At 61.6% G+C, this 23,802-nt stretch carries 20 protein-coding genes; 7 read left to right on the top strand and 13 right to left on the bottom strand.

Going from position 1 to position 23,802, the window contains the following annotated elements; genetic code table 11:
* Window positions 1-16: 16 nt before the first annotated feature.
* From bcsB to ACODTO_RS02385, 4 genes are all read right to left on the bottom strand, one after another.
* Window positions 17-2,149, bottom strand: a complete 2,133-nt coding sequence (gene bcsB, locus ACODTO_RS02400) for a cellulose biosynthesis cyclic di-GMP-binding regulatory protein BcsB (RefSeq protein WP_241801684.1) — start codon at window positions 2,147-2,149, stop codon at window positions 17-19.
* Window positions 2,150-2,235: 86 nt separating this feature from the next.
* Window positions 2,236-4,464, bottom strand: coding sequence for a UDP-forming cellulose synthase catalytic subunit (gene bcsA / locus ACODTO_RS02395; protein ID WP_489105924.1), 2,229 nt, complete (start codon window positions 4,462-4,464; stop codon window positions 2,236-2,238).
* Window positions 4,458-5,795, bottom strand: coding sequence for a cellulose biosynthesis protein BcsQ (gene bcsQ / locus ACODTO_RS02390; RefSeq protein WP_489105912.1), 1,338 nt, complete (start codon window positions 5,793-5,795; stop codon window positions 4,458-4,460). The genes bcsA and bcsQ overlap by 7 nt, the downstream gene beginning before the upstream one ends.
* Window positions 5,796-5,873: 78 nt before the next feature.
* Window positions 5,874-6,299: a VOC family protein gene (locus ACODTO_RS02385; RefSeq protein WP_139642285.1), complete on the bottom strand. Its 426-nt coding sequence runs from the start codon at window positions 6,297-6,299 to the stop codon at window positions 5,874-5,876.
* Between the two features lie 105 nt (window positions 6,300-6,404).
* Between ACODTO_RS02385 and ACODTO_RS02380 the strand changes: the two genes are divergently transcribed.
* Window positions 6,405-7,295 (top strand): LysR family transcriptional regulator, encoded by an 891-nt coding sequence (locus ACODTO_RS02380; protein ID WP_175385426.1) that lies wholly within the window; start codon window positions 6,405-6,407, stop codon window positions 7,293-7,295.
* 33 nt (window positions 7,296-7,328) lie between these two features.
* Here ACODTO_RS02380 and ACODTO_RS02375 read toward each other — a convergent pair whose 3' ends face one another.
* The 6 genes from ACODTO_RS02375 to ACODTO_RS02350 all read right to left on the bottom strand — a co-directional run bounded on the left by ACODTO_RS02375 (window position 7,329) and on the right by ACODTO_RS02350 (window position 13,376).
* Window positions 7,329-8,651, bottom strand: a complete 1,323-nt coding sequence (locus ACODTO_RS02375; protein WP_175385427.1) for an NAD(P)/FAD-dependent oxidoreductase — start codon at window positions 8,649-8,651, stop codon at window positions 7,329-7,331.
* A 196-nt stretch (window positions 8,652-8,847) separates the two neighbouring features.
* Complete coding sequence (locus tag ACODTO_RS02370; protein ID WP_175385428.1) at window positions 8,848-9,504, bottom strand: aspartate/glutamate racemase family protein; 657 nt, start codon at window positions 9,502-9,504, stop codon at window positions 8,848-8,850.
* A gap of 306 nt (window positions 9,505-9,810) precedes the next feature.
* Window positions 9,811-10,653: a sugar phosphate isomerase/epimerase family protein gene (locus ACODTO_RS02365; RefSeq protein WP_175385429.1), complete on the bottom strand. Its 843-nt coding sequence runs from the start codon at window positions 10,651-10,653 to the stop codon at window positions 9,811-9,813.
* A 1-nt stretch (window position 10,654) separates the two neighbouring features.
* Window positions 10,655-11,896, bottom strand: a complete 1,242-nt coding sequence (locus ACODTO_RS02360; RefSeq protein ID WP_489105911.1) for an NAD(P)/FAD-dependent oxidoreductase — start codon at window positions 11,894-11,896, stop codon at window positions 10,655-10,657.
* A gap of 18 nt (window positions 11,897-11,914) precedes the next feature.
* Window positions 11,915-12,235, bottom strand: a complete 321-nt coding sequence (locus ACODTO_RS02355; protein WP_139642270.1) for a MocE family 2Fe-2S type ferredoxin — start codon at window positions 12,233-12,235, stop codon at window positions 11,915-11,917.
* A 34-nt stretch (window positions 12,236-12,269) separates the two neighbouring features.
* Complete coding sequence (locus ACODTO_RS02350; RefSeq protein WP_175385431.1) at window positions 12,270-13,376, bottom strand: fatty acid desaturase family protein; 1,107 nt, start codon at window positions 13,374-13,376, stop codon at window positions 12,270-12,272.
* Between the two features lie 180 nt (window positions 13,377-13,556).
* On the opposite strand from ACODTO_RS02350, the gene ACODTO_RS02345 reads away from it, so the two are divergent.
* Window positions 13,557-14,609 carry a LacI family DNA-binding transcriptional regulator gene (locus ACODTO_RS02345; RefSeq protein ID WP_175385432.1) on the top strand — a complete coding sequence of 351 codons (1,053 nt, stop codon included), beginning with the start codon at window positions 13,557-13,559 and terminating at the stop codon, window positions 14,607-14,609.
* Between the two features lie 137 nt (window positions 14,610-14,746).
* Here the strand turns inward: ACODTO_RS02345 and ACODTO_RS02340 are convergent, their stop codons facing one another.
* Complete coding sequence (locus tag ACODTO_RS02340) at window positions 14,747-16,765, bottom strand: sigma-54 interaction domain-containing protein (RefSeq protein WP_175385433.1); 2,019 nt, start codon at window positions 16,763-16,765, stop codon at window positions 14,747-14,749.
* Window positions 16,766-16,952: 187 nt separating this feature from the next.
* On the opposite strand from ACODTO_RS02340, the gene ACODTO_RS02335 reads away from it, so the two are divergent.
* From ACODTO_RS02335 to ACODTO_RS02320, 4 genes are all read left to right on the top strand, one after another.
* The gene (locus tag ACODTO_RS02335; RefSeq protein WP_175361523.1) at window positions 16,953-17,975 is read left to right on the top strand and encodes a Gfo/Idh/MocA family oxidoreductase; all 1,023 of its coding nucleotides are present in this window, start codon (window positions 16,953-16,955) and stop codon (window positions 17,973-17,975) included.
* A complete protein-coding gene (locus ACODTO_RS02330) occupies window positions 17,972-18,763 on the top strand; it encodes a TIM barrel protein (protein WP_175385434.1) in 792 nt (263 codons plus the stop codon). The genes ACODTO_RS02335 and ACODTO_RS02330 overlap by 4 nt, the downstream gene beginning before the upstream one ends.
* 84 nt (window positions 18,764-18,847) lie before the next feature.
* Window positions 18,848-19,774 carry a sugar ABC transporter substrate-binding protein gene (locus ACODTO_RS02325; protein ID WP_175385435.1) on the top strand — a complete coding sequence of 309 codons (927 nt, stop codon included), beginning with the start codon at window positions 18,848-18,850 and terminating at the stop codon, window positions 19,772-19,774.
* Window positions 19,775-19,965: 191 nt separating this feature from the next.
* Window positions 19,966-21,234 carry an MFS transporter gene (locus ACODTO_RS02320; protein ID WP_489105910.1) on the top strand — a complete coding sequence of 423 codons (1,269 nt, stop codon included), beginning with the start codon at window positions 19,966-19,968 and terminating at the stop codon, window positions 21,232-21,234.
* On the opposite strand, the gene ACODTO_RS02315 is transcribed toward ACODTO_RS02320, so the two are convergent.
* Window positions 21,203-21,943: an SDR family oxidoreductase gene (locus ACODTO_RS02315; protein WP_139642250.1), complete on the bottom strand. Its 741-nt coding sequence runs from the start codon at window positions 21,941-21,943 to the stop codon at window positions 21,203-21,205. The genes ACODTO_RS02320 and ACODTO_RS02315 overlap by 32 nt on opposite strands.
* 99 nt (window positions 21,944-22,042) lie before the next feature.
* On the opposite strand from ACODTO_RS02315, the gene ACODTO_RS02310 reads away from it, so the two are divergent.
* Window positions 22,043-23,002, top strand: coding sequence for a LysR family transcriptional regulator (locus ACODTO_RS02310; protein WP_139642247.1), 960 nt, complete (start codon window positions 22,043-22,045; stop codon window positions 23,000-23,002).
* A gap of 61 nt (window positions 23,003-23,063) precedes the next feature.
* Here ACODTO_RS02310 and ACODTO_RS02305 read toward each other — a convergent pair whose 3' ends face one another.
* Window positions 23,064-23,720 carry an O-methyltransferase gene (locus tag ACODTO_RS02305; protein ID WP_175385437.1) on the bottom strand — a complete coding sequence of 219 codons (657 nt, stop codon included), beginning with the start codon at window positions 23,718-23,720 and terminating at the stop codon, window positions 23,064-23,066.
* Window positions 23,721-23,802: the final 82 nt, after the last annotated feature.

The raw sequence follows: 23,802 nt of genomic DNA, 5'->3' as shown, positions 1-23,802 counted from the left end.
GGTCTCATGGTCACGCTCAGACACTCAGTCGCTTCCTGGCCTTGGAACGCAACCCCAGGTAGGCCAGGCCGCTCAGCAACAGCACACCCAGTGCGGTCATCAGTAGCGTCCAGCCCACATGGCGCGACATCAGCCACTGCACGTACTTGACCGGTGACAGACTGCCGACGAAATACTGTTCGTCAGCCACCAGCGGCTCGATGGACTTGCCACGGATGACCACCAGGCTGCCCTGAATGGAACCTGCGCCCTGGTCCGTACGGGCCAATGCTTCAGTGGCCTGGGCCAGACCGACAGCATCCCCGCCGGCAATGACCACGACACTGCGGCCATTCTTGAGCGGCGATTCGAAGCCGGTCAGATAGGTGTTTGGCTGGCCACCGGAGAACGCCATGGCCAGACGGCTTTTGCGCAGGTTCGCTTCAGGATCGGAGCTGAGCCAGTCCTGTATGCGCAGGGTCAGGTCAGACACTTCAAAACGTTGCTGCTGACCGGTACCGGCCGCTGGCAGACGATCCGCCCATTGGCTCAGCAAGGGTTGGTTGTCACCGGACGCCATCACCAACAGGTCCTTGTCGGCAAAGGACGGAGCCTGTGCGGCCTGGATGACCGTCACGCCGGTCGCGGGGTAACCGGTGGAGTCACCGAAGCGGCCCAATACGTTCAGGTAAGCGCTTACGTCACCCGTGCCGGCGTGGTCCGGCAGCACCACCGCGGTCTGCGACAGGTCAGCCATGCGGGTGAACGGGAAGCCGGCGTCCTTGAACACGCCCAGGTTGGGCATGGCCATGAAATGGTCGTAATCGGTCAGGTCCAGCGTCGACTCAGGGTCGATGCTGCCGCGCATGTTGTCGATGATGATGTCGCGGCATTCCCCCTCCTTGATGTAGTCGTACATGTAGCGCAGTTGCAGGCGCGACTTCAGCGCAACGGAATTGAGCGGCAGCAACACGCGCATGTCACGCACCAGGGTATCGTCCTTGATCGCGCTCAATAGGCTCTTGTCCAGACGCTCCACCGAAGGCAGGGTCTCGGACTTGATCAGACCATCGTTGAAGCTGACGATGAAGGATGAATTGACGGATTTCGGCTGCGGCGTATAGCGATACTTCAGGTTCAGCGGTGCGCCATCCTGGTGCCAGTTGAACAGATCCGGCGGGAAGTTCAGCGGTACAGTGATGTCGCCCGGGTTGTACCCGGAAACGTTCAGTTGTTTGCTCGCGATCAGCTCACCCAACTTGACCGGGCGATCGGTAGGTAGCCAGTTCGGTGCATCGTAAGGCTTACGGGGCTTGAGGGTATCGAGCTTGTTGATGACCACCGTACTGCCCGACAGCGCCTGGCCACCGACCGTCAGCGCGATGGCGGCCAGCTTGAGCTCTTCGGTATTGCGCCCCGCCACCACCAGCAACTTGCCGTTGGCGTCGTTCGGGTTGGTCAGGATGCTCAGGGTCGGGCCCTTTGGCGCGGGAATCGACAATCCGCCAATCTGCGCAGGCGCGTCGCCGCTGAGCACGATCACACCGTTGCCCTGGGCGGGCAGCGTATTGAGCTGGACCCGGAAGGTCGCCCCGCGATAGCTCGCCAGGGCCCCGAACCAGGACGACAGCGCCCCCGCAGCCTCAAGGGTGCCGTTGTCCGGCGCGGCGCTGAAGATGATCGGCAGATCCAGGGGGCGGGCATCGCGCCGATCGAAGAACGGCACGGGTATCAGTGAAAGATCGTTCGGCAAGGCCAGCGGCGAGGTCTGGATCTGCAGCGAAGAATCGTTGCTGACCTTGGCCCACAGACTCGAGTGCTGAGGATCCTCACAGCTCATGGTGTAGTGGCCGATGAACTGCACGCTCAGGCGATTGAACTCGGTGATCAACTGCGGGGGAATCTCCACCGTCTGCTTCTGCAGCGTGCCGGCGTTTTCCTTGGGCAGCGGCACACTCGCCGCGACTTCGTCGTTGACCATGATGTTGATCTGCGACAGATCGGGCAGCAGCGCCGGCGAATAACTGTATTGCAGCGTCAGGTGCGCGCCGGTCACCACCTGATCGGCACGCACGTCAAAGTTGACGCTATCGGTCGCTTCGACCCCGTGCAGGTTCATCGGATAGGCGCGCCCCAACTGCTTGAGGGTCAGGTTGTAGCCATTGCCCATGTCCGCCGGCGCCGTATCGGCGAACGCCGCGCCACCACTCAAAGCCAGCAACGTTGAAGCCAAAATGCCTGAAAAATGCTTAGCGCTCATTGCTTGTCCATAAGGTTTTCGAGTGGTTGGGAAGACGGCGGCCGGCGGGCAGAAAGGAATCTTTGCAGCTCGGCGAGGGTGGCCTTGAACAATTCGTAGATACCCCCCAGGCCGATGAAAGCGACGTCGCGCAATGCAGCCAACGGCGTGTCCACCTGTCGGCCGCCCCAGGTCGATGCCCAGGTGTCGGCGCGCGAGAACGTCAGGCGCACCAGTTCGCTTTGCTGACGCAGGCTCAGCGGGTCGAACTGAGCCCCCAGGAGAGTGCCGCGACTGAACATCACGGTCCCGGGGAACACACTGGCCTGCTGGTTGCGAAACAACGTCATGCGGATGCGTTCGCCCTGGGCGATTTCAACGCCGTCCGGCAGACGGAAACCAAGCCCCTTCTGCGAGAAGTCCTGGGTGATGCCGTCAAACGTGCGCCCATCCGCCAGCTCAATGCGCACCGGCAGTTCGGCGGCAACCCGCGGCTCGCTGCGCACCTGGCGCGTTTCACTGGCCACAGCCACCGATGCGCTGGTAATGACAACGTTGTAGAGCGTCCAGGCCATGTTGATAAGGATCGTGGTCATCGCGCCCTCCTCGCCCTGGAACAATTGCCAGAGGCCGAAGGCAATACCCGCGACATTGAGAGTCAACAAAACGATGTAGGGACGCGCCAGCTTCCACTCGAAAAACTTGCGGTCGATGATCCCGCCCTTGTCGGTCACGTTGAAACCGCCGAACTTGGGGTTCACCAGCGCCATGAGCACCGGCCCCATGATGTACCAGGCCAGTACCGTCTCGTAGACCTCGTTCCAGAACGAGTGCCGGAAACGGCCCTGGATCCGTGAGTTGGTCAGGCTGGCGTGCAAGATGTGCGGCAGCACGTAAGCGGTGATCATCAATGCCGAGGCGTGGAAAATCTGCGCCCCGAAAAACAGATAGGCCAAGGGTGCCGTCAGAAATGCGAGACGCGGCAGACCATAGAAGAAGTGCAACATGGCGTTGAGGTAACACAGCCGCTGCCCCAGTTTCAGGCCGCGACCCATCAACGGGTTGTCGGTTCGGAAGATCTGCGCCATGCCCCGTGCCCAGCGAATGCGCTGGCTGATGTGACGCGAAAGGCTTTCGGTAGCCAGGCCTGCCGCCTGCGGAATGGCCAGGTAAGCGGTGTTGTAGCCGGCGCGGTTCATCTTCAGGGCGGTGTGCGCATCCTCGGTCACGGTTTCCACCGCGACGCCGCCCACTTCCAGCAGCGCGGTACGGCGCATCACGGCGCAGGAGCCGCAGAAGAACGTGGCGTTCCACAAGTCGTTGCCGTCCTGGACCAGGCCATAGAACAGCTCGCCTTCGTTCGGGACGGAGCGGAACGTGTTGAGGTTTTTCTCGAACGGATCCGGCGAAAAGAAGAAGTGCGGCGTCTGCAGCATCGCCAGTTTTGGATCCTTGGCGAACCAGCCCAGGCAGATCTGCAGGAAAGAACGGGTCGGTACGTGGTCGGCGTCGAAGATCGCGACGAACTCTCCCTCCGTGACTTTCAGCGCTTCATTGAGGTTACCGGCCTTGGCATGGCGATTGTTGTCACGGGCCAGATAGTTCACGCCAATGCTGTCGCAGAAGATCCGGAAGTCTTCACGACGTCCATCGTCCAGCACGTGCACGCGCAGCTTGTCCTTCGGCCAGTCGATCGCCTGGGCGGCAAAGATTGTCACCTTCACAATATCCAACGCTTCGTTGTACGTCGGAATGAACACGTCCACCACCGGCCATTCGGAAGGCGGCGTACTCATCAGCACCGGTTGGCGCCGCAGGGGCCAGGCGGTTTGCAGATAACCGAAGATCAGTACGATCAGCGCGTAGAGTTCCGCCGCCAGCAAGCCATAGCCGAACAGTATGTCGAGCCAATCGTCGAAGCCCAGGGTCGAGGTGATCCGCCAGTACATGTAGCGCAGCGAAGCTGTCAGCGACAGACCGATCAGCAGCACCACCGGGAATCGGCCGGATTGTTTGCGCAGTATCAGCGCGACGACAAAACAGCCTGCGGCGAAATAGCACTGTGACTGGAGATCGAAAGGCACCGTGATAATGAACAGCGCCAATAGAAGCGAGACCAGCAGAATACCGATCTGCAGGGTGCGGCGAACACCTTGCGAAAGACGGTCAAACCCGTCCGCTAGAGTCTGGGCCCAGCGTTGCAGGCGGCCGGGCGCTTCATGTTGCTCGTTGGATTGACTCATGATGCGCGACTACCTGCCAATGCAGAGGTCCGGACAGGCGACTTCAGCGCATCGGCAATGGCCAGGATTTCCTGCCGCGCAGATGAGTCATCGTCTTCCAGTAATGGGTTGACGCCAAAAGCGAGGCCTTCGCTGATGGCGTGATCGAGCGGCAGGACACCGATCAGCTGTTTACCAAAGCGACGCTTGAGCACTTCCAGCATGTCCTGGCAGAACGTGCGCGAGGCATCGAACTGGTTGACGATGTAGTGACAGTCACGCTGCGAAGCCTGATTGGCACGCCCTTCGAGCAATCGATCGATCGAGTCCAACGTCATGAACGAGGCTGCGTCCGGCGTGATGACGACGATCACCTGATCGGCGACATCGAGCACCTGCTCCAGATACAGGGTGCGGCCAGGGGGGGTATCGAGAATGACGACATCGTCGGCCACCAGATCCATGCGCGACAACTGCCGCGCCAGCCAATGGGCGTCGTCCTCAAGGAAACGCTCAAGCGCTCGACGCTCTTGCTCGGAGACCGAACCAAAGGGCAGAACGCGCGTTCCGCCAATGCCATCGAGCAGCAGCCCGCTCCAGCACTCGCCGGTCAGGCTTGCGCGGGCCATGCCGGCGACATCCGGACTGACACCCAGGTGATATTGCAAAGCGTTCTGCGGATCCAGGTCGATGGCCAGCCGGCGCCCCTTGGCATCCAGCGCACCAGCCAGCGCCGCGCAGAGCGTACTCTTGCCCACGCCACCTTTGGGCGATACCACCGCAATGACCCGAGCAGGGGTGACCGCCGCAGGGCCGTTCGGGATCGACAGGCGTAACGCCTCCTCGTTCTGCGCACGCGCTTCTGCCTGGCGCTCAAGGGCGACTTCAGCCAGCAGTGAACGTAGAGAACAAGCAGTCGCGGGAGTTGATACAGGTTCGGGTACTGCATCGGCGGCCGACGCAGCCTCCAGCAAATCATCCAGCACCGGCTCGACGCGTCGCTCCAGCGGATGAAGCGTCGTCGCTACTGTGACAGGCAGCAGGTCCGGCATCTCGGCGGGCTCAGGCAGGACAGCCCCTGTCGATTTTTCCGTTTGCGCAGGAGTCACAGGAGCAGCAAGCGTCGGAGATTCGGACAGTTCCTTGTAATTAAAGGAATTATCCATCTCGATATAGCTGGCCGCACTCTCTCCGAACCTGCTCATCAGGTTGTCAATATCATTTGTCCGATTCATAAGCCCTTCACTGCGAGGGTAAGAAGCATTCGGGCTCGTATAACGGCAAACGACTGCCTTCGCGTGGCCAAATGATATCGTCAATATTTTGTTAACAACAAGAGATTTTATTGGATCCAATCAAGAACAAGACAGGCGGACGCCAAACTATTGGCGCCGACTGTTTCACGGGTTTATCAGCGTCCCGGCAATGGCGAATTATTTGGCGAAAAGCTGGCTCATATCCTTGAATGCCTTGAACTCTAGGGCGTTGCCGCATGGATCGAACAGGAACATGGTGGCCTGCTCACCCACCTGCCCTTTGAAACGGATGTACGGTTCGATCACGAACTCAATGCCAAAGGACTTCAAGCGCTCCGCCAGCGCCTCCCACTCTTCCCAACCCAGGACAACGCCGAAATGCGGAACGGGAACATCGTGTCCGTCGACCGGATTGCTGTGAACGTCTTCCTGCGAAGCCGTTTTGGGATGCTCGTGAATGACCAGTTGGTGGCCATAGAAGTTGAAGTCGACCCACTGGGGGCTGGAACGCCCCTCTTCCAGGCCAAAGATTTCGCCATAGAAGGATCGTGCGGCTGCCAGGTCGTAAACAGGAATCGCGAGGTGGAAAGGCGAAAGGCTCATCAGCACTCCATTATTTGATATTTGTGGATGAACGTGGAGCGTAAGCCGGAAAATCGTCAAGAAAAATCAATATAATTTTTTCATAAGCACAATTAATATTTGTGAATGATTAAAGAACTCAAGACACTTGTCGCCGTGGCCCGGGAAGGTACGTTCGCCGCTGCGGGAAACAGGATCGGCCTCACCCAGGCAGCGGTCAGTGCCCAGATCCAGCGCCTGGAGGCAGAGCTCGGCTTCGAGATTTTCGACAGGAAAGGCCGTTCGGCCCACCTCAACCGGATGGGCCATCAGATACTCCTGCAGGCGCAAGAGCTGCTTCGCCTTTACGACAACCTGGGCTCCGCCACCGTGGGACTGCCGGCCAGTACCCTGGTGAATATCGGCGCCATCGCATCCGTCCAGCGCTCTTACTTGCCCGACGCGCTGGCCCGGTTCCACCAACAATGCCCGCAATGCCGGACGCGAGTCATTCCGGGCTTGTCGATGGAGCTGGTCAACCTTGTGGATGCCGGCGAAATCGACATGGCGGTGATCATTCGCCCACCCTTCTCTCTCCAGAGTGATCTGCGCTGGACCACCTTGGCGCTGGAGCCCTATCGCCTGATCGTGCCCCGTGATGTCCCGGGAGGAGACTGGTCGGAGCTGCTCTCCAACCACCTCTTCGTTCGGTACGACCGTTCGTCCTTTGGTGGCAGGCAGGTCGATCGTTTCCTGCGGCAGATGCATTTCACCCTGCGTGAAGTCTGTGAGCTGGATGAACTGGAGGCCATCATCAGGCTGGTGGAAAATGGCGTAGGCGTAGCCCTCGTGCCACAGACCGTGTCCCATCGGCAATGGCCAGCGGGCATACGCGCACTCGATCTCGGACCCCATACGTTCCATCGTGAAATCGGATTGGTGCATCGACCTCGACAGACCTTGACCGAACCGGTGCAGATACTGGCCCAGCTTATAAGCGATCAAGTAAAGGGCAGTTCCGAACTCCCTCAGCCCTGAAAAAAGCCACTCGAATCGAGTGGCCGTTAGGGGTCAGATCGCGCCCACGTTCATTTTCGAACCATCGGTCAAGCGCGAGAGACGGTAGGGCTTGGGATCGACACAGGGGGTATCGTTGGCGACCAGCTCAGCGGCCAGATAGCCGATCCCCGGCCCCAGGCCAAACCCATGCCCGGAACAGCCCGCCGCAAGGACGAAACCTGACAGCCCCTCCACGGCAGAGATCACCGGCACGGCATCGGGCGTGAAATCCACGTAGCCTCCCCAGGTTTCAGCCACTTCAATGTTCGCCAGGGCCGGGAAGCGCGTCCTGACCCGCTTCAGGATCTCGGCAATAGCCTCGGGCCTGGCCTCGGGATCGAGTACACGGTTGCGCTCGAATGCCAGGGGTTTGTCCGCACCCCAGCCCGCCAGCCCTTCGGGACCATGGATAAAGGCCTTGCCGATGCCGAACTCCATGGCGGCCAGCCGCTTGACGAACATGGGCAGAAAAGCCTTCCCATGGCGCAGGCCCTGCGGCGTGATATCAAGCCGGGCCTTGCCACTGATGGCGATCGTATAACTGCCATCCAGACGGCGAGTGAGCGCGAAATCCGGCGTGTAGATCGCATCCCCGAGGTTCGGCGCCGGACGCGTACGCAGCGCAGTCTGGCGCACGCTCGCCTGGGGGAAATTCAACCCGTGTCGTCGACAGAACGCCGAGGCCCAGGCGCCGGCGGCACAGAGGACGGCCTGGGTGCGGATAAGGCCTTTTTCGGTGATCACCCCGGTCACTGCGCCATTGGTGATATCCAGACCGTAGGCGGCGCAGTCCTGGTGGATGCTGGCGCCAAGGGCACGCGCGCCCTCGGCGATCCCCGGCGCTGCAATAGCCGGTTCGGCCTTGCCGTCATCGACGGAATGCACGCCTCCCAGCCATTGCCGACCGACAGCCGGAATCGCGGACGTCGCCTCCCCGGGGCTCAGTATCCGCGTCTTGATGTCGAACTGGCGCGCGATATCCAGCCACGCTTCCCATTCGGCGAGCTGCTTGGCGTCGTCGGTCGCGTACTTGAGGCCGCAGCGGCGAAATCCGAGATCGGTGCCAATCTGCGCCGTGAGTTCATCCCACAGCCGCAAGGCGATACCAGAGAGAGGCAGCTCGCGGGCGTCGCGATTCTGCTGGCGGCACCAGCCCCAGTTGCGGCTCGACTGTTCGCCGCCGACATAGCCCTTCTCGACCAGCGCCACCGAGAGTCCCCGTTTCGCCAGGAAATAGGCGGCAGTCGCGCCGATGATCCCGCCGCCAATGATCACCACATCGGCATGGGAAGGAAGCTTTTCATCGCTGGGGATGCGTTTTATCGAGGGTGACATGCCAAGAGTCTCATCTGGATGGGGGTTATCAAGCCGGGCAATGCAGGCCGTTTTTCCAACAACCTGATGGTGATCATTACGCCATGCACCGCCTGCAGAGCTGTCTCGTTTTCATCGCATTAAATCGCAGAAAAACTTGTTTTGGGGGCATGTGCAGCACAATCTGCCACGGCCTCCATGTGTCACCCTTATCGACTCATTCGGCACAGCGTCTGGCGATTTCCCCCATCAATAACGACGGGCTTGCCAATACCGGAAATTTCAACCCTGCCGCGAGCAGGTCGCGCAGATGCGCCAGCGATGCCTGGGCGAGTACCAGCACATCCACCTCGTTGGAAACCCCGGTGGCCGCTTCCAGGAGAATCCCGTCATGCCGCGCCCGATCGCCTGCCATCAGCGCTTGGTAGGCGTCGGGGCACAGCACCGTCTTGATTGTGATGTCGCGCCCTTGCGCTGCGGCATGGGCGTGCAATAGCGCGCGGCTCGGCTCCACCGTACTGGTCGCCGTGCAAAGCAGGCCAATGCGCGCGCCACGGCGCACCGCTTCCGAGGCCATCGGGTCGTCGATCTTCAGGATCGGCTGCGACACGACGCTCCGCGCGATGTCGACAGCCGGAGACGTCGATGAACAGGTGACGACGATCAGGTCAGGTTGCGCTCGCGCCGCCAGCACAATCTGATCAACCACGCGCTGGTAGACCTGCGGCTGCGGTACGCCGCGCAACAGGTCCTGCAGCAGACTTTCGTCAAGGACATGGAAGCAATCGGCGGTGGACATCTCGGCACGCATACGCGCCCGGAACTCCTCGACCAGGAAACCGACGGTATGGATGAAAGCGATCCGCTGGGTCATGGCATTCTCCTACGCGTTGGCCTTGTTCAAGGGCACGGATTTCGTGTCATCCATTACCGCACGCATCGCAGGTAACGCCGTCTCGTTTTCAGGCCATGAAATCGCAGGAAAAATTTTGTTGAGGGCTTTATGCAGCACAATCTGTCTGTCCAGCGGTGGGTCAGCTTGCAGGGATATTGATTGTGCCGGCGCCTTCGCGAGCAGGCTCGCTCCCACACTCCGGGGTGCTCATTAAAGTTCTGTACACACAGCCCTCTGTGGGAGCGAGCCTGCTCGCGATAGCCATCCATTGTCATCCCACATCCATCAGCCTCCACCCGGAACGTGACAATCCCTCCAGACCTCACGCATCCACTGCTTCAACATCAACGCCTCCTCCCAGCGATCACTGACATCGCGCCCATCGGCCCCGGTGATCGCATAGGGTGGCGGGCCGAGTTCGCAGGTGAAGGACAGGCTGGCAGGGCTGTTCGGCCGAGCCAGCCAATCCTCGATTCCGTAGCGCCACCAGCCGAGGAAGCGCTCCAGCCAGGGTCGGTGCTGGGCGAAACTCAAGGGCACCTGGACTTGTTCGCCATTACTGACACGTCCATGAAAACCCCAACTGTGACGCAGGATGCGATGGATGTAATCGTCGTCTTCAGCGGCGACCGGTTCTGGCATCTCGCGCCCCACGACATAGTGAGACAGGTCCGCCAATAGCTTCAGGTCGGGCATCTCCTCAAGTAAGTCCAACGTGAACAACAGGTCATTGCTCAGGCGATATCGATGGGTCTCAAGGAGAATCGGAAAATCCACCTGTTCGGCCAGGCGTTGCCAACCCTCGACCAGTGCGATCGCCTGCCTCAGCGTGCGTGGTCGGACGTCGGCCTGCAGCGTGAGATGGTGACAGCCATGGCGAGCAGCGACATCGAGGGCGGCCGCCAGACCATCCACAGTACGGGGAAAGAGCTGACCTTCGATTTGCAGACCGAACGCCTTGGCGGCGGCGTGCAGACGCGCAGCGTGGGAAGCCTCCCAGAAATGATCGGTGATGCCATCGAAGCCAGCGGCAGCAATTTTTTCCAGCTGCGCTTCGAGGGGAAGCGCGCATTGGCCGCAGTGATCCTGCATGGCCCAGAGCGATTGAAAAATCAGGAACTCGCGCATGTCAGCTTCTCAGTAATTGTTTGAGCGACACATCGGGATCGGCCAAAGCGTCCACGGCGAGGCGGTTTTGGTTGGCGATCAGCCGCTCACACAGTTTGATGTCCTTGGCGACGCTGTTGCCCTGCCCCCAGCCGCAGGCGCCTTGCAGGCGATGCTCGGCATCGAGGTAGAGCATCAGGAAACCGTCATTTGCGAGGGGCCGGTTCGCTGTCGATTGCGTATTTGAAATCACCCCCACGGTCTGGAGTCCCCAGTCGTACTGATCGGACCAGAAGCCGGGGATCACCTCGAAGGGCAACTCGTGGCCCAGCAGGTTAAGGGCTGCATGCCGCCCCTGGTTTTCGGCGTTGCGCCAGGTCTCCTGGCGCTGAAAAGCGCCCCCCGGATGCAAGCGAAACTCGCAGACATCCCCTGCGGCGAAGATGTCCGGCGCACTGGTGCGCAGCTGGGCATCGACACGGATGCCCTGACCGACGACCAGTCCGGCGGACGCGGCCAATTCGATGTTGGGTTGCATGCCGATGCCAACGACGACCAGGTCGCAAGGCAGCAACTCGCCGTCGACCAGTTGCACTGACTCAGCGCGAGTGTCGCCCTGCACCGCCTCGATGGCGACGTTCAGCCGTACGTCCACGCCCTGGCTGCGGTGCAATGTCAGCAGCGCGTGGGACAGTCGCTCCGGCAGGACGCGGCCCGCCAGTCGCGGTCCTGCTTCAAGCACAGTGACGGTGCAGCCCAGGGCGCGGGCGGTGGCGGCCACTTCGAGGCCGATGAAGCCTCCACCGATGACGACCAATCGTTTGCCGGGTTGCAGCGAAGCACGCAACCTCAGCGCTTCGTCATGGGTGCGCAGATAAAGCACATTGGCTAGACGCTCGGGCACCGAGGGCAATCGCCGCGCCCTGCCCCCGGTCGCCAGCAACAGCCGTGCATAGTGCAGCTCACGACCATCGGCCAACTGCAGCCGGTGTCGTTGCGGGTCGAGGCTCTCCACCGGATTGCCAGCCCAGTGCTCGATGCCCAGTTCGGTGAGCCGGTCGCTGTCACACAGGCTGAATCCCCCCAGTTCAGCCGTGCCTTGCAACAGCCCTTTGGACAGTGGCGGACGTTCATAGGGTGGATGGGCTTCATCGCCGATCAGAATCAAGCGCCCCCTATAACCTTCCTCGCGCAGGGTCAACGCCGCACGGCCGCCAGCATGTCCGGCGCCGACGATGACCAAGGGAGCGTTGTCAGCTTTCATGGCACAACCTCCACGTCGTTAAACGTCAATACCGAGCAGGACCCGCCCCGCCTCGACCCGGACCGGATAGGTCTTGAGGTTGACGCACACCGGCGCGCCAAGGGCTTTGCCGGAGCGGTAATCGAAGCGCCCGTTGTGCTTGGGGCATTCAATGACATGGTCCATCACCAGACCGTCGGCCAAGTGGATGGATTCATGGGTGCACAGGCCGGCGGTGGCGAAGAATTCATCGTCAGCGGAGCGGTAGACAGCGTAGGTCTGCGGACCGTGGTCGAAACGAATGACATCCTCTTCGTTTATTTCGCCCACGGCGCAAACGTCGATCCATTGATTGGTCATGGCGCGTTCTCTTGTAGTGGTAAAACGGGAAGGGTCAGGCCGGTGTCGCTTCAGCCTGGGTGCTGGCGGTCGGCGCCGTGCGTGGCGGCAAAGGGCGACGGACGAAATAGCTCGGGTCTTTGCGCTGCTTCCAGATGGTCGGGAGGATTTCCTTGAACGCCTCCAACAGGCTGGTATAGGGCGGCGGGCAGTCGTGGCGGATCTCTTCGTGAAGCTGCGCCAGTGCATGAAACGGCACCATCGGATACATGTGATGTTCGAGGTGATAGTTCATGTCCAGGTAGAGGAAACGCAGCACCGGATTCATGTAGATGGTGCGGCAGTTGCTGCGATGATCGAGCACGTCTTCAGCCAGGCCGACATGCTGGGACAGGCCGAACACGTAGGACAGCCAGCCGCCATAGAGCGTCGGCAGGCCGATGAACATCAGCGGCAACCAGCTCTGCAGGTACAGTGCCGCCGCCACGGTCAATCCATAGATCATCAGCCAGGCGCGCGCCGCCAGGAAGATCTTCGGCCACTCGGACTCGGGGATGAAGGTCTGCTCTTCTTCCGCCATCCGCCCGGTCGCATGCCGGCAGACCGACCCCATCGTCTTGATTGCGTAAGGCATCCTGAACAGGCTCAGCACCATGTTGATCAGGCTTGGCGGGCGCGGCTCGACGATCTCCGGATCGCGCCCGACGATAATGGTGTCGGTGTGGTGCCGCGCATGACTCCAGCGCCACACATGAGGCTCGAACATGAACATGAAGCTCGACACCTGGTAGACCACGTCATTCATCCAGCGGGTCTTGAACGCGGTGCCGTGACCGGTTTCATGCCAACGGGCATTCGACGCCGTGCCGTAGAGCAACCCATAGGCGAAGAAGAACGGCACACAGGCCCAGGATCCCCAGAACCAGTAACCACCGAAACCGGTGACGACCATCGACAGCAACCAGATCGCGGTGTCCCGCAGCGCCGGGCCGTCGCGGCGCTGCATCAATTCCTTCATGCGTTTACGCGAGATCGGCGATTGGTACCAATTGGCGGATACCAGGCCTTTTTGCGCCGCTTTCGCGGCTTCGGGCCCGAGCAATGAATAGTCCCGGCGTGCGGGTTTATCGAGGTGTTCGGAGGCTGCGTTTTGTTCAGGCATTTTATTGTTCTCCGCAAGCTTGATGGTGTTGAGCCCTTGCTCGATGCAGGTTCGCATCGTTGGAGAAACCATAGAGAGCGCGCCGATTAGCCTCAAGCCCTTGAATTGATTCCCTATCAAGCTATCATCCGGGCCCATCGAAGCTTGATAGTTTTCTATCAATGCGCTGTGGGGCCTGCCATGACCAACACCACCAAACGCCCAACCATTGCCACCGTCGCCCAGTACGCGGGGTTGAGTGTCGCGACCGTGGACCGGGTGCTCAACGCCCGGGCGCCGGTCACCCCGGCCACCGCCGAGCAGGTGTTCCAGGCCGCCGAAAAGGTCGGCTATTTCGCCGCCCGACTGATCGGCCAACGGATCCGTGAGCGCCGTCCCAGCTACCGTTTCGGCATTCTCCTGCTCGGCACCGCCCAGGCGTTCTACGGCAATGTGGCCGCCGCCATCACGGAAGCGGCGCAACGTCAGGCCGGCGCCAACCTGAGCATTCAATTCGAGTACGTCTTCGATCGCACACCCAGCGCGATCATCGCCCAGATCGAACAATTGGCGGTGCAGTGCGACGGCCTGGCAGTGGTCAGCTTCGCGCACCCGTTGATCAACGCCAGCATCGCCCAGATCAGGGCCGCTGGCGTGCCGGTGATCGCGCTGCTGTCCGACATACATGAAACGGCCGATGAGCCTTACGTCGGCCAGGACAACCATGCAGTCGGGCGCACCATGGGTTGGCTGATGGCCCACACCTGCGGAACCCATGAGGGTAGTGTCGGGGTGTTGCTCGGTGGCCATCGTTTCCTCGGCCACCAGGCCCGGATCGACGGGCTGCGCAGCTACCTGGCCGAGCATGCTCCCGGCCTGCGACCGCTGGAGGCGCTAATCAACCTGGACAACGACGACATCACCGAAGAGGCGACCCTGGACCTGCTGGCGCGACATGACGACTTGCGTGGCTTGTGTGTGGTCGGTGGTGGCGGCGACGGCATTATCAGCGCCCTGTCGCAACTGCCGAGTCGGCCGTCGCTGTGCTGCATCTTGCAGGAGTCCACCGAGCTGTCGCGCCAGGCTCTTGCACAGGGCCTGATCAGCCTGGTCATCGATTCCCAGCCGCGGTTGCTGGCTCAAGCGCTGATTGATCTACTGGTGGAGCTGCAGACCGCGCCAGCCTTCGATCCGGTGCGACATCGCATCCATATCCCGTTGCAGATCATGACCTCGGAGAATGCTCGTCCCTGAGTGCAATGCTGTTCACTCAAGACTCGCCCGGTTCATTGTGGCGAGGGGACTCATCCCCGCTGGGCTGCGTAGCAGCCCCAAAATCTTAGGGCCGCTTCGCGCCCCAGCGGGGATGAATCCCCTCGCCACAGGTTCATCTACTGACTTGAGTGAGCAGCCTTACCCCCGGAACGAAACGTTTCCGCCCTCAACCCGTACCGACTCATCTTGTTGTACAGCCCACCCCGGGAAACGTTCAGTTGCTGGGCAGTCAGGCGGATGTTGCCCCGGGTGGCCTCGAGGGCGGCGACAATCGCGTTCATTTCATGGGCGTCGAGGCCCAGGGCTGCCGGTCGCTCAGGCATATTCCCTGGCGATGACGGCCGCAGGCCCTGCCTGATTTCCAGCGGTAGATCATCCGGCTGCAGCTGTTCGCTGACCGCCAGATTGGTCGCACGCTCGATGATATTTTCCAGCTCACGCACGTTGCCTGGCCAGTGGTAGGCCGACAGCACGTCCAGCGCCTGGGGCGAGATGCCGCGCACCGATTTGCGCAGTGAGCGAGCGCAACGAGAGAGGAAATGGTGCGCCAGCAACGGTACGTCCTCCCGGCGCATGCGCAGCGGCGGGACCGTCAGATTCAGCACGTTGAGCCGATAGTAAAGATCCTCGCGAAACGCGCCGTCAGCCACCGCTTGGCTCAGGTTGCGATGGGTGGCGGCGATGATGCGCACGTTCACTCGCTGGGATTTCTTCGCCCCCACGCGAGTGACTTCGCCTTCCTGCAAGACCCGCAAAAGGCTGACCTGGGCCCCGAACGACATGTCACCGATTTCGTCGAGGAAGATTGTGCCGCCATCGGCCAACTCGAACTTGCCGGCGGATCCGCCGCGAGCCGAACCGGTGAAGGCCCCCTCGACATGCCCGAACAATTCGCTCTGCACCAGATCTCGTGGGATCGCCCCGCAATTGACCGCCACGAATGGGCCACTGCGACGCTCACTGGCGTTGTGGATCGCCTGGGCGAACAGCTCCTTGCCGGTACCGCTTTCGCCGAGGATCAACGTGGTGGAGTCGCTGCGACTGGCGATTCGTCCAAGGTGCAACGCGTCCTGGATGGCCCGGGAGCTGCCCTGGATGGTGTCGAAGGTGTAGCTGGCCTGGGTGCCGATGATCCGCCGGGTGATTTCGCGGATGCGCCGGTTTTCCCGCAGCGAAACGATGCGCCCGCCCTGCTCCAGTGAGCACACCGACACCAGGCAGGCCAGGTGGCTGCGATCATGCAATTCGAAGGTGCAATCCAGATCCCGCAGCCCTTCCCCGCCACGCAGCAGGATCTCATCGGTCAGCTCACTCTGGCCCAAGCGCTGGAACGGCTGGCCCAGCAGGTCGCGCCCGACGCGAAACAACTGTCGTGCATAACCGTTGATGGCCCTGATGCAGCCACGGTCGTCCAGCACGACCAGGCCTTCGTTGAGCACTTCAAGCATCGTCTGTTGTTCTTCCAGCAAGGCCTGCAGCGCCATTTGCCGTGATACGGCTTCGGCCGCGGCTTGCACGGTGCCCAACGTGTGGAAATGAAACCAGCCCGGCTCGGCGGTCAGGGTCAGGATCGCCAGGGTCCGTCCCCGGGCATCGCGAATCGGTGCGGCGGCGCAATGCATGCGTCGCTTGCGCAAGCCGACGCCGAAGTTCTCTTCGGCCAGCACATAGACCAGCCGATCTTCAGCCAATGCCAACCCCGTACAGTTGGTGCCCTGCACCGACTCCAGCAAGCGGCTGCCCACCGGGGTGAGATCGCTGCCGCAGAAATACAATGTGGTCCCTTCGGCGTCGGTCAGGTTGATATGGCCCCTGGGGTTGTAGGCCAACAACCCGCCCATGACCTCGGCCGCCACTGCGATCATCACGCGATGGGCGGCCAGCGTTGCGGCCAGGTCGGCTGGATCGACAAAACGATACGCGCCGTCCTCGGGGTCAAGGCCGGCCTCGACGCTGCGCAACCAGGAGTTCCAGATCACCTGCCGGACCCCATCAGGCCGCTCGATACATCCGTCCAGGCAAGCCAGCCAGGCCTGCTCCAAAGCGCCAATCGGTCCGTCACTCAACGACGCCGGACCGAGTGACGCGATGTAGTCGAGGTCTTGCTCGCTGACAGCGATGGGTGCCGGGATCACGAAAAGCTCCAATGTTCATTTTATGTACATGTGCAGTATAGGCATGTCATGAGAATTAACACTTATTTCGCTAGATAAGGAATAAATGCTTACTTATCAATAAGATATGCATTGGCACAGGCTTTGCTCCCCTGCCTGTACAGCGAAAACAATCCTGCTGATAACAAAAAAAGGGGAAGTGCGTTTCATGAATACATCCAAGATCATCCGCCTCGGTCTCATTGGCGCCGGCCGCATGGGCAGCTTTCACGGCCTGACGGCAGCCCGACACATTCCCGGCGCCTGCCTGGCTGCCATCGCCGACCCGACACCGGGCCAAGCCGCCCGCCTGGCGGCACAGTTGGGGGTGGAGCGGGTCTACACCGACCCACAGCAATTGCTCGACGACCCCGAGATCGACGGCGTACTGATTGCCGCTCCGGCCCGTAGCCACGCCGAGCTGGTCATCAGCGCAGCCCGCGCTGGCAAAAGTGTGTTCTGTGAAAAACCCATGGCGATCACCCTCGACGAAGCGGACCGCGCCATCGCCGCTGCCGCCGATGCCCGGGTCACCTTGCAGGTCGGCTTCAACCGCCGCTTCGCCAAGAGTTTTCGCACCGCGCACCTGGACGTGGTCGCCGGCCGCATCGGCACCCCACAACTGCTGCGGTCGCTGACCCGCGACCCGGCGCTGAACAATCCGGCCAACTCGCCGCAGTGGGTGATCTTCCTCGAAACCCTGATCCATGACTTCGACACCTTGCGTTACCTCAATCCTGGGGCCGAGGTCGTCGAAGTCTTCGTGATGGCCGATGCCCTGATCGCGCCAGACTTCAAGGACAAGGGTTTCCTCGACACCGCCATGGTGACCCTGCGTTTCGACAACGGCGCCCTCGCCACCGCCGAGGCGAATTTCCAGGCGGTGTATGGCTACGATGTCCGGGGCGAAGTGTTCGGCAGCGCCGGCATGTTGACCATGGGTGCCGTCAATGACTCCGACCTGGTTCGCTACCTGGCCGATGGCATCCAGGCCGACACACAGCGCCTGGACACCGACCTGCTACGGGATGCCTATGTGGCCGAGCTCAACCATTTTGTGAGTTGCCTGCGCACCGGCGAAAAGCCCCTCGCCAGCGGTGAAGATGCTCGCGCTGCCCTGGCCATTGCCCGCGCCTGCATCGAGTCGTTCCAGCAAGGCCAGCCCGTGCGCGTGCAAGGAGGCCGACCATGAGCTTCACTCCGTTCAAACTGGCGATCAGCGCCGAGATGGTTTTCCTCGACCTGCCGTTCACCGAGCGGGTCAAACGGATTCACGCACTGGGCTTCAGCGCCGAAATCTGGGACTGGACGAAGAAGGACATTGCCGCCCTGGTCGCCACCGGCGCCGACTTCACCTCGATGACCGGCTACATCGCGGGCAACCTGACCGACCCCGAGGACATCCAGCACCTGCTCGACAGCGCGCGGGAATCCCTGGCCGTCGCCGCCCGGTTGAACTGCCCGAGCCTCAACCTGCATGGCACAGGCCTGGGCGACAAAGGCTTGCCGGTCAAACCGGTGGCCCTCACCACCGGCCGCATGTGGTTGAACGCCTGCAAGACCCTGGAAAAAATCGCGCGCCTGGGTGAAGACGCCGGCCGGGTGTTCCTGCTGGAAAACCTCAACACCGAGGTAGACCATCCTGGCACGCCGTTCGCTCGCGCCGATGACACCCTGGCGCTGATCGAGGCCGTGGGCAGCCCTCATCTGAAGCTGAACCTGGACCTCTACCACGCACAGATCGGTGAAGGGAACCTGATCGAACTGATCCAGCGCGCCGGCAGCGCCATCGGCGAAATCCAAGTGGCCGACGTCCCTGGCCGCATGGAACCGGGGACCGGCGAAATCCACTACCCGGCCATTGCCAAAGCCTTGTTCGACATGGGATACACCGGTGTCGTCGGCCTTGAGGGCTGGGCCAGCGGTGACAGCGAGGCAGCACTCCAACGCTTCCGGCACGCGTTTACCCTGGATCGATGAAACGGCGGCGCCCTCGGGCATTGATCGAGGTGCGCCGGCAACCTTCACGCCTGATCGACTCATAACAACAAAAGGAATATCACCATGCGTCGTTGCACACTGCTTATTGCCACGCTGCTCTTCGCCTTCAGCCAATGGGCCACCGCCAGTTATCGCATCGGCGTCAGCATCGCCAGGGTTGACGACAACTTCATGACCTATGTGCGCAGCGGCCTGGAAGACGCCGCAAAGAAAGACAGCGTCCAGATCCAGTTCGAGGATGCCCAGGGCGATGTCGTGCGCCAGCTCAACCAGGTCCAGGGCTTCATCAACCAGAAGGTCGATGCGGTCATCGTCTTGCCCGTGGACACCGCCGCCACTACCAACATGACCCGCGCCGCCGTCGAGGCGAAGGTGCCGCTGGTCTACGTCAACCGTCATCCGGACGAGCGCGTCCTGCCCAAGGGCGTGGTCACCGTGGCTTCGAACGACATCGAGGCCGGCCAATTGCAAATGCACTACCTGGCGGAAAAACTGAACGGTAAAGGCACCCTCGCGATCATCATGGGCGACCTCGCGCAGAACGCTACGCACGACCGCACCGAAGGGGTCAAACAGGTGCTCAAGGATTACCCCGGGATCAAGATCGTCGAACAGCAAAGTGCCGAGTGGCAACGGGCCAAGGGGATGGACCTGACCAGCAACTGGCTGCTGGCCGGCACCTCGTTCGACGCCATCGTCGCCAACAACGACGAAATGGCCATCGGCGCGGCCATGGCCTTGCAACAGGCGGGAAAAACCAAGGGCGAAATTGCGATTGTCGGCATCGATGGCCTGCCCGACGGGCTGGCGGCAATCAAGCGCGGGATGCTGGTCGCCTCGGTGTTTCAGGACCCCAAGGCCCAGGCGACCGCCGCGCTGCAAGCGGCTGTCAAAATGATCAAGGGCGAGCCGGTCGAGGCGGAAGTGTGGGTCCCCTTCCAGTTGATCAAGCCGGAACAGGTCGCGATGTTTGAGCAACACTACAAGTAAGCGCGAAAGACTGGAGGTCAACGCCGCTGTCCCGGCCAGGGACGGTGGCGTTTTTCATTGAGTCATCTTACCCCGTCCTCACCCTCCCCCTCGCCACCTGCATGTGCGGCGAAACATCCATTGTTCGTTGCGCCTCGAAGTGAGACATCTGCCTGACGCATACGCTGTGAGCCCACATGGAGGAGTTGGCGATGAAACACAGCCGTTTTTTTGGAAAAACCGTACTGGCCTGCACGTTCATCCTGGCGATGATCGGTTGGGGGATCGGCTTCTATGGCCCGCCGATCTACATGCAATCGGTCATGGAGCGCACGGGTTGGCCTATCGCCCAGGTGTCGACTGCCGTCACCTTGCACTTTCTCAGCGGCACGATCGTCATCGCCAATCTACCCAGGCTCTACGCACGCTTCGGCATTCCAACCATCACTCTGCTGGGCAGCATCGTCCTGGGTATCGGCGTGAACATCTGGGCCCAAGCCGACCAGCTCTGGGTGCTGTATGCCGGTGCCCTGTGCTCGGGTATCGGCTGGGTGACCTTGGGGGCCGCGGCCGTCAATACCCTGGTCGCGCCGTGGTACGTCAAGGAAAGGCCCAAGGCCCTGGGCAAAGCCTACAACGGCGCCAGCCTGGGCGGCGTGGTCTTTTCGCCCCTATGGGTATGGCTGATCGAGGGCTTTGGCTTTGCCACGGCAGCGCTGGTGATCAGCCTCGTGGCCGTGCTGCTCATCGGCATTTTCGCCTTCCTGGTCTTCAACAAAACCCCACAAAGCCTGGGACAGCATCCTGACAACGCCGAGCAGCCGGAACCCTTGATACCCGCCAGCAGTGCCGTTCCATGGACTGTCGTGCAGACCCTCAAGGTGGCCAATTTCCGCACATTGGCCACCGGCATGTCCCTGGGGTTGTTCGCCCAGATCGGTTTGATCGCCCACCTGTACTCGATCCTGGCGGGACGCCTGGGAGCCCATGACGCCTCACTTGCCATGGGCCTGGCCACCGCCAGTGCCATGGGCGGGCGCTACATCGCGGCGCGCCTGATGATCCAAGGCATCGACCGCAGGCTACTGGCGTGCCTGGGCTATGCCATCCAGATGCTGGGCACCTTGATGCTCCTCGGCCTGGACCTCCACCCGTCAGTGGCCTGGATGGCGGTGGTGCTGATCGGCTCAGGCATCGGCAACGCCACCTCCCTGCCGCCGTTGATCGCACAGACCGAGTTCAGCCGTGAACACACCGCCAGGGTCATCGCGCTGATGGTCGCGATCAGCCAGGCCACCTATGCCTTCGCCCCTGCATTCTTCGGCCTGGTGCGCACCGCCTTCAGCCACCCGGATCAAGCCATCATCGCCGTCGTGACAGGCGCCGTCGTCGTGCAGATACTCGCCATCCTGTCGTTCTACCGAGGGGTGTCCGTTCGTCCCTTCAAGATCAGACCAATCGAGCACCGCCATCAACGTTGAGCACGGCACCGTTCATGAACGTGTTGGTCATCAAGAACACCGTTGCAGCACCGGCTTCCTCCGCCGTACCAATGCGACGCAGCGGCAAGGTCTGCTCCAGGGAAGCCACGTAGGCGTCACGGCCTTCGCCCAATGCTTTGCTGAAGATCGGGGTGTCGATCGGGCCGGGCGACAGGGTGTTCACCCGAATCGGCGCCAACTCCAGGGCCAGGCCACGGGCCAGCGACTCCATGGCGGCCGATGCCGCCCCGATGACGGCCGTGCCATGGGCATTGGGTCGATCAGCGAGCGCACCCGAGATGAAGGTGATCGATCCCGCCTTGGACAACCTGTCACCCAGGATACGGATCGCATTGATGGACGCCCAGATACGCTCATCGAACGCCCGGCGCAGATGATCGACGTCGGCGGTCAGGATGCTTCCGGTGACGAACGTACCGGCGAGCAGCACCAGGTGATCCACCACCGGAATATCCGCCAGAGCCGCTTCGACCGCCTCACGGCGGGTCACGTCGGCGCCGCGCCAGCCGTCCAAGCCGTGTTCCTTCGACGCCTGCTCGGCACGGGCCGCATCCGAGCCGATGACCAAGACTTTGGCCCCGGCGGCCTTCGCTTGTATCGCGGCGGCCAGGCCGATGCCCGATGTACCGCCGAAGATGACGACCGTACGGCCGGTGAGATTGGATGCAAGTGTTGGGGTGATGGTCATGTCGAGGCTCCAGTGAACGCCAGGATGGCGTGCGATGGAGTAAGCGTAAGGCTGTGATCGTAGATTGATAATTGGGGCGCAAGTCGCTTTACTAGTGCCATGAAGGCACAAATTGGTCTCGACCGTCTTACCGGACTCATCGCATTCGCGCGGGCCGCCTCCCTGGGCAGCTATACCGCTGCGGCGCGGGCGCTCTCGGTGTCCCCCTCCGCCGTCAGCAAGAGCGTGCAGCGGCTTGAGGAGCATTTCGGGCTGATGCTGTTCACCCGCACGACGCGCTCCCTGACCCTCACGCCTGAAGGGCGGGATCTTTACGAGCGTGCATTGCGCATTCTGCGAGAGGTCGAAGAAATCGATCAGGCTGCGGTCGCAACCCGCGCCGAGCCCTCAGGTGTCTTGAAAGTCACCGCCCCCCTCCCCATCGGTGTGAACATCCTGGCGCCTGCATTGCCCAGGTTTCGTGAGCAATACCCCAATCTGGCAATCGACTTGCGACTCGGCGATCAGTATTCCGACATCATCGAGCAAGGGATCGACGTGGCCGTTCGCGTGGGGAACCTCACCGATTCACGTCTGGTTTCGCGGCCCTTGGGGCCCCATCGAATCGGCGCGTTTGCGTCGCCCCAGTACCTGCAGCGAAAAGGTATACCGGCGACCATCGAGCATCTTGCGGAGCATGAGTGCGTGAACTTTCGCTACCAGAGCACCGGGCAGAGTCTGCGCTGGTCCTATCAGGCGGACGACAAACAACTTGAGTGGAGCCCCGACGCCGCATTCACCGTGGATGTCAGCGACGCGGTGGCGGCTATCATGGCGGCGGGCGGAGGCATCGGTATCACCCCGCACTACGTGGCTGCGCCCTATGTTCGCCGGGGAGAACTGATTCCAGTCCTCCCCCAGTTCACTGCGGAACGCTTCTCCATCACCGCCTTGTGGCCGGAAAGCCGACGCGGCAGTCCCAACGTAAAAGCCTTCATCGCCTTTCTGCTTGAGCTGTTCCCTGCAACGCCTGCCTGGGACGAGGCGGTGCATGAAGCGGCCGCAGCGAGGCTAGGTTGATCGGCCGTCGGGTTGGACAACCGACAGCCACCGATCCCGGCAGCCCCTCAAGAGGCCCGTATCATCCCAGACGCATCGACACTTCAATGTCATCGGCAAAAGGCACGGAGAGGTAGCCATTCTGCGGTGAACGCACGTAAGCCAGGTATTCAGGGCAGTAATCGGTATTGTCCGCCACCACCAGGGCGCCCGGCCGCAGGTGTTTTTCAACCAGGCTCAGCACGTCGCCATACAGCGACTTGGCGCCATCGAGCAGGAGCAGGTCGACCGCTTCCGGGAGATCGCTGGCCAGGGTAACCAGCGCATCACCTTCGCGGATGTCCACCAGATCATCGACGGCGCCTTCAACGAAATGGCGACGCGCCAGGGCGATCTTCGAAGGCTCGAACTCACTGCCAATCAGCACGCCGCCGCCGTTGTCCCGCAACGCCGCAGCCAAGTGCAGGGTAGACAGGCCGAACGACGTGCCGAACTCGACAATGGCCCTGGCCTTTGCGCTGCGTGCGAGCATGTACAGCAGCTTGCCCGTGTCGCGGGAGACCGGCAGCCACAAGTCCTTGAGCATTCCGTACAGGTCGAGGTATTCGGTCTTGCTGCGCATCAGCCGCTCGCGCTCTTCACTCGGCACCGTGCTCAGCACCGGACTGGTGGCCGCGCTGGCCTGGGTGTAGAGGCGTTCGATCAGGGTCGCCAGAGGTTCAGTGGTCAAAGTAGTCATGATTGCTTTCCATCGATAGGGGACTAAGATGCGACTGATTCGTCGCATTTAAATGATGCGAGTGATTCGCCCCATTCGCTAT

This window comes from Pseudomonas sp. FG13 (assembly GCF_057809755.1).
Note: the sequence above shows the minus strand (reverse complement) of the source record. Positions and strands in the feature narration are given on the sequence as shown.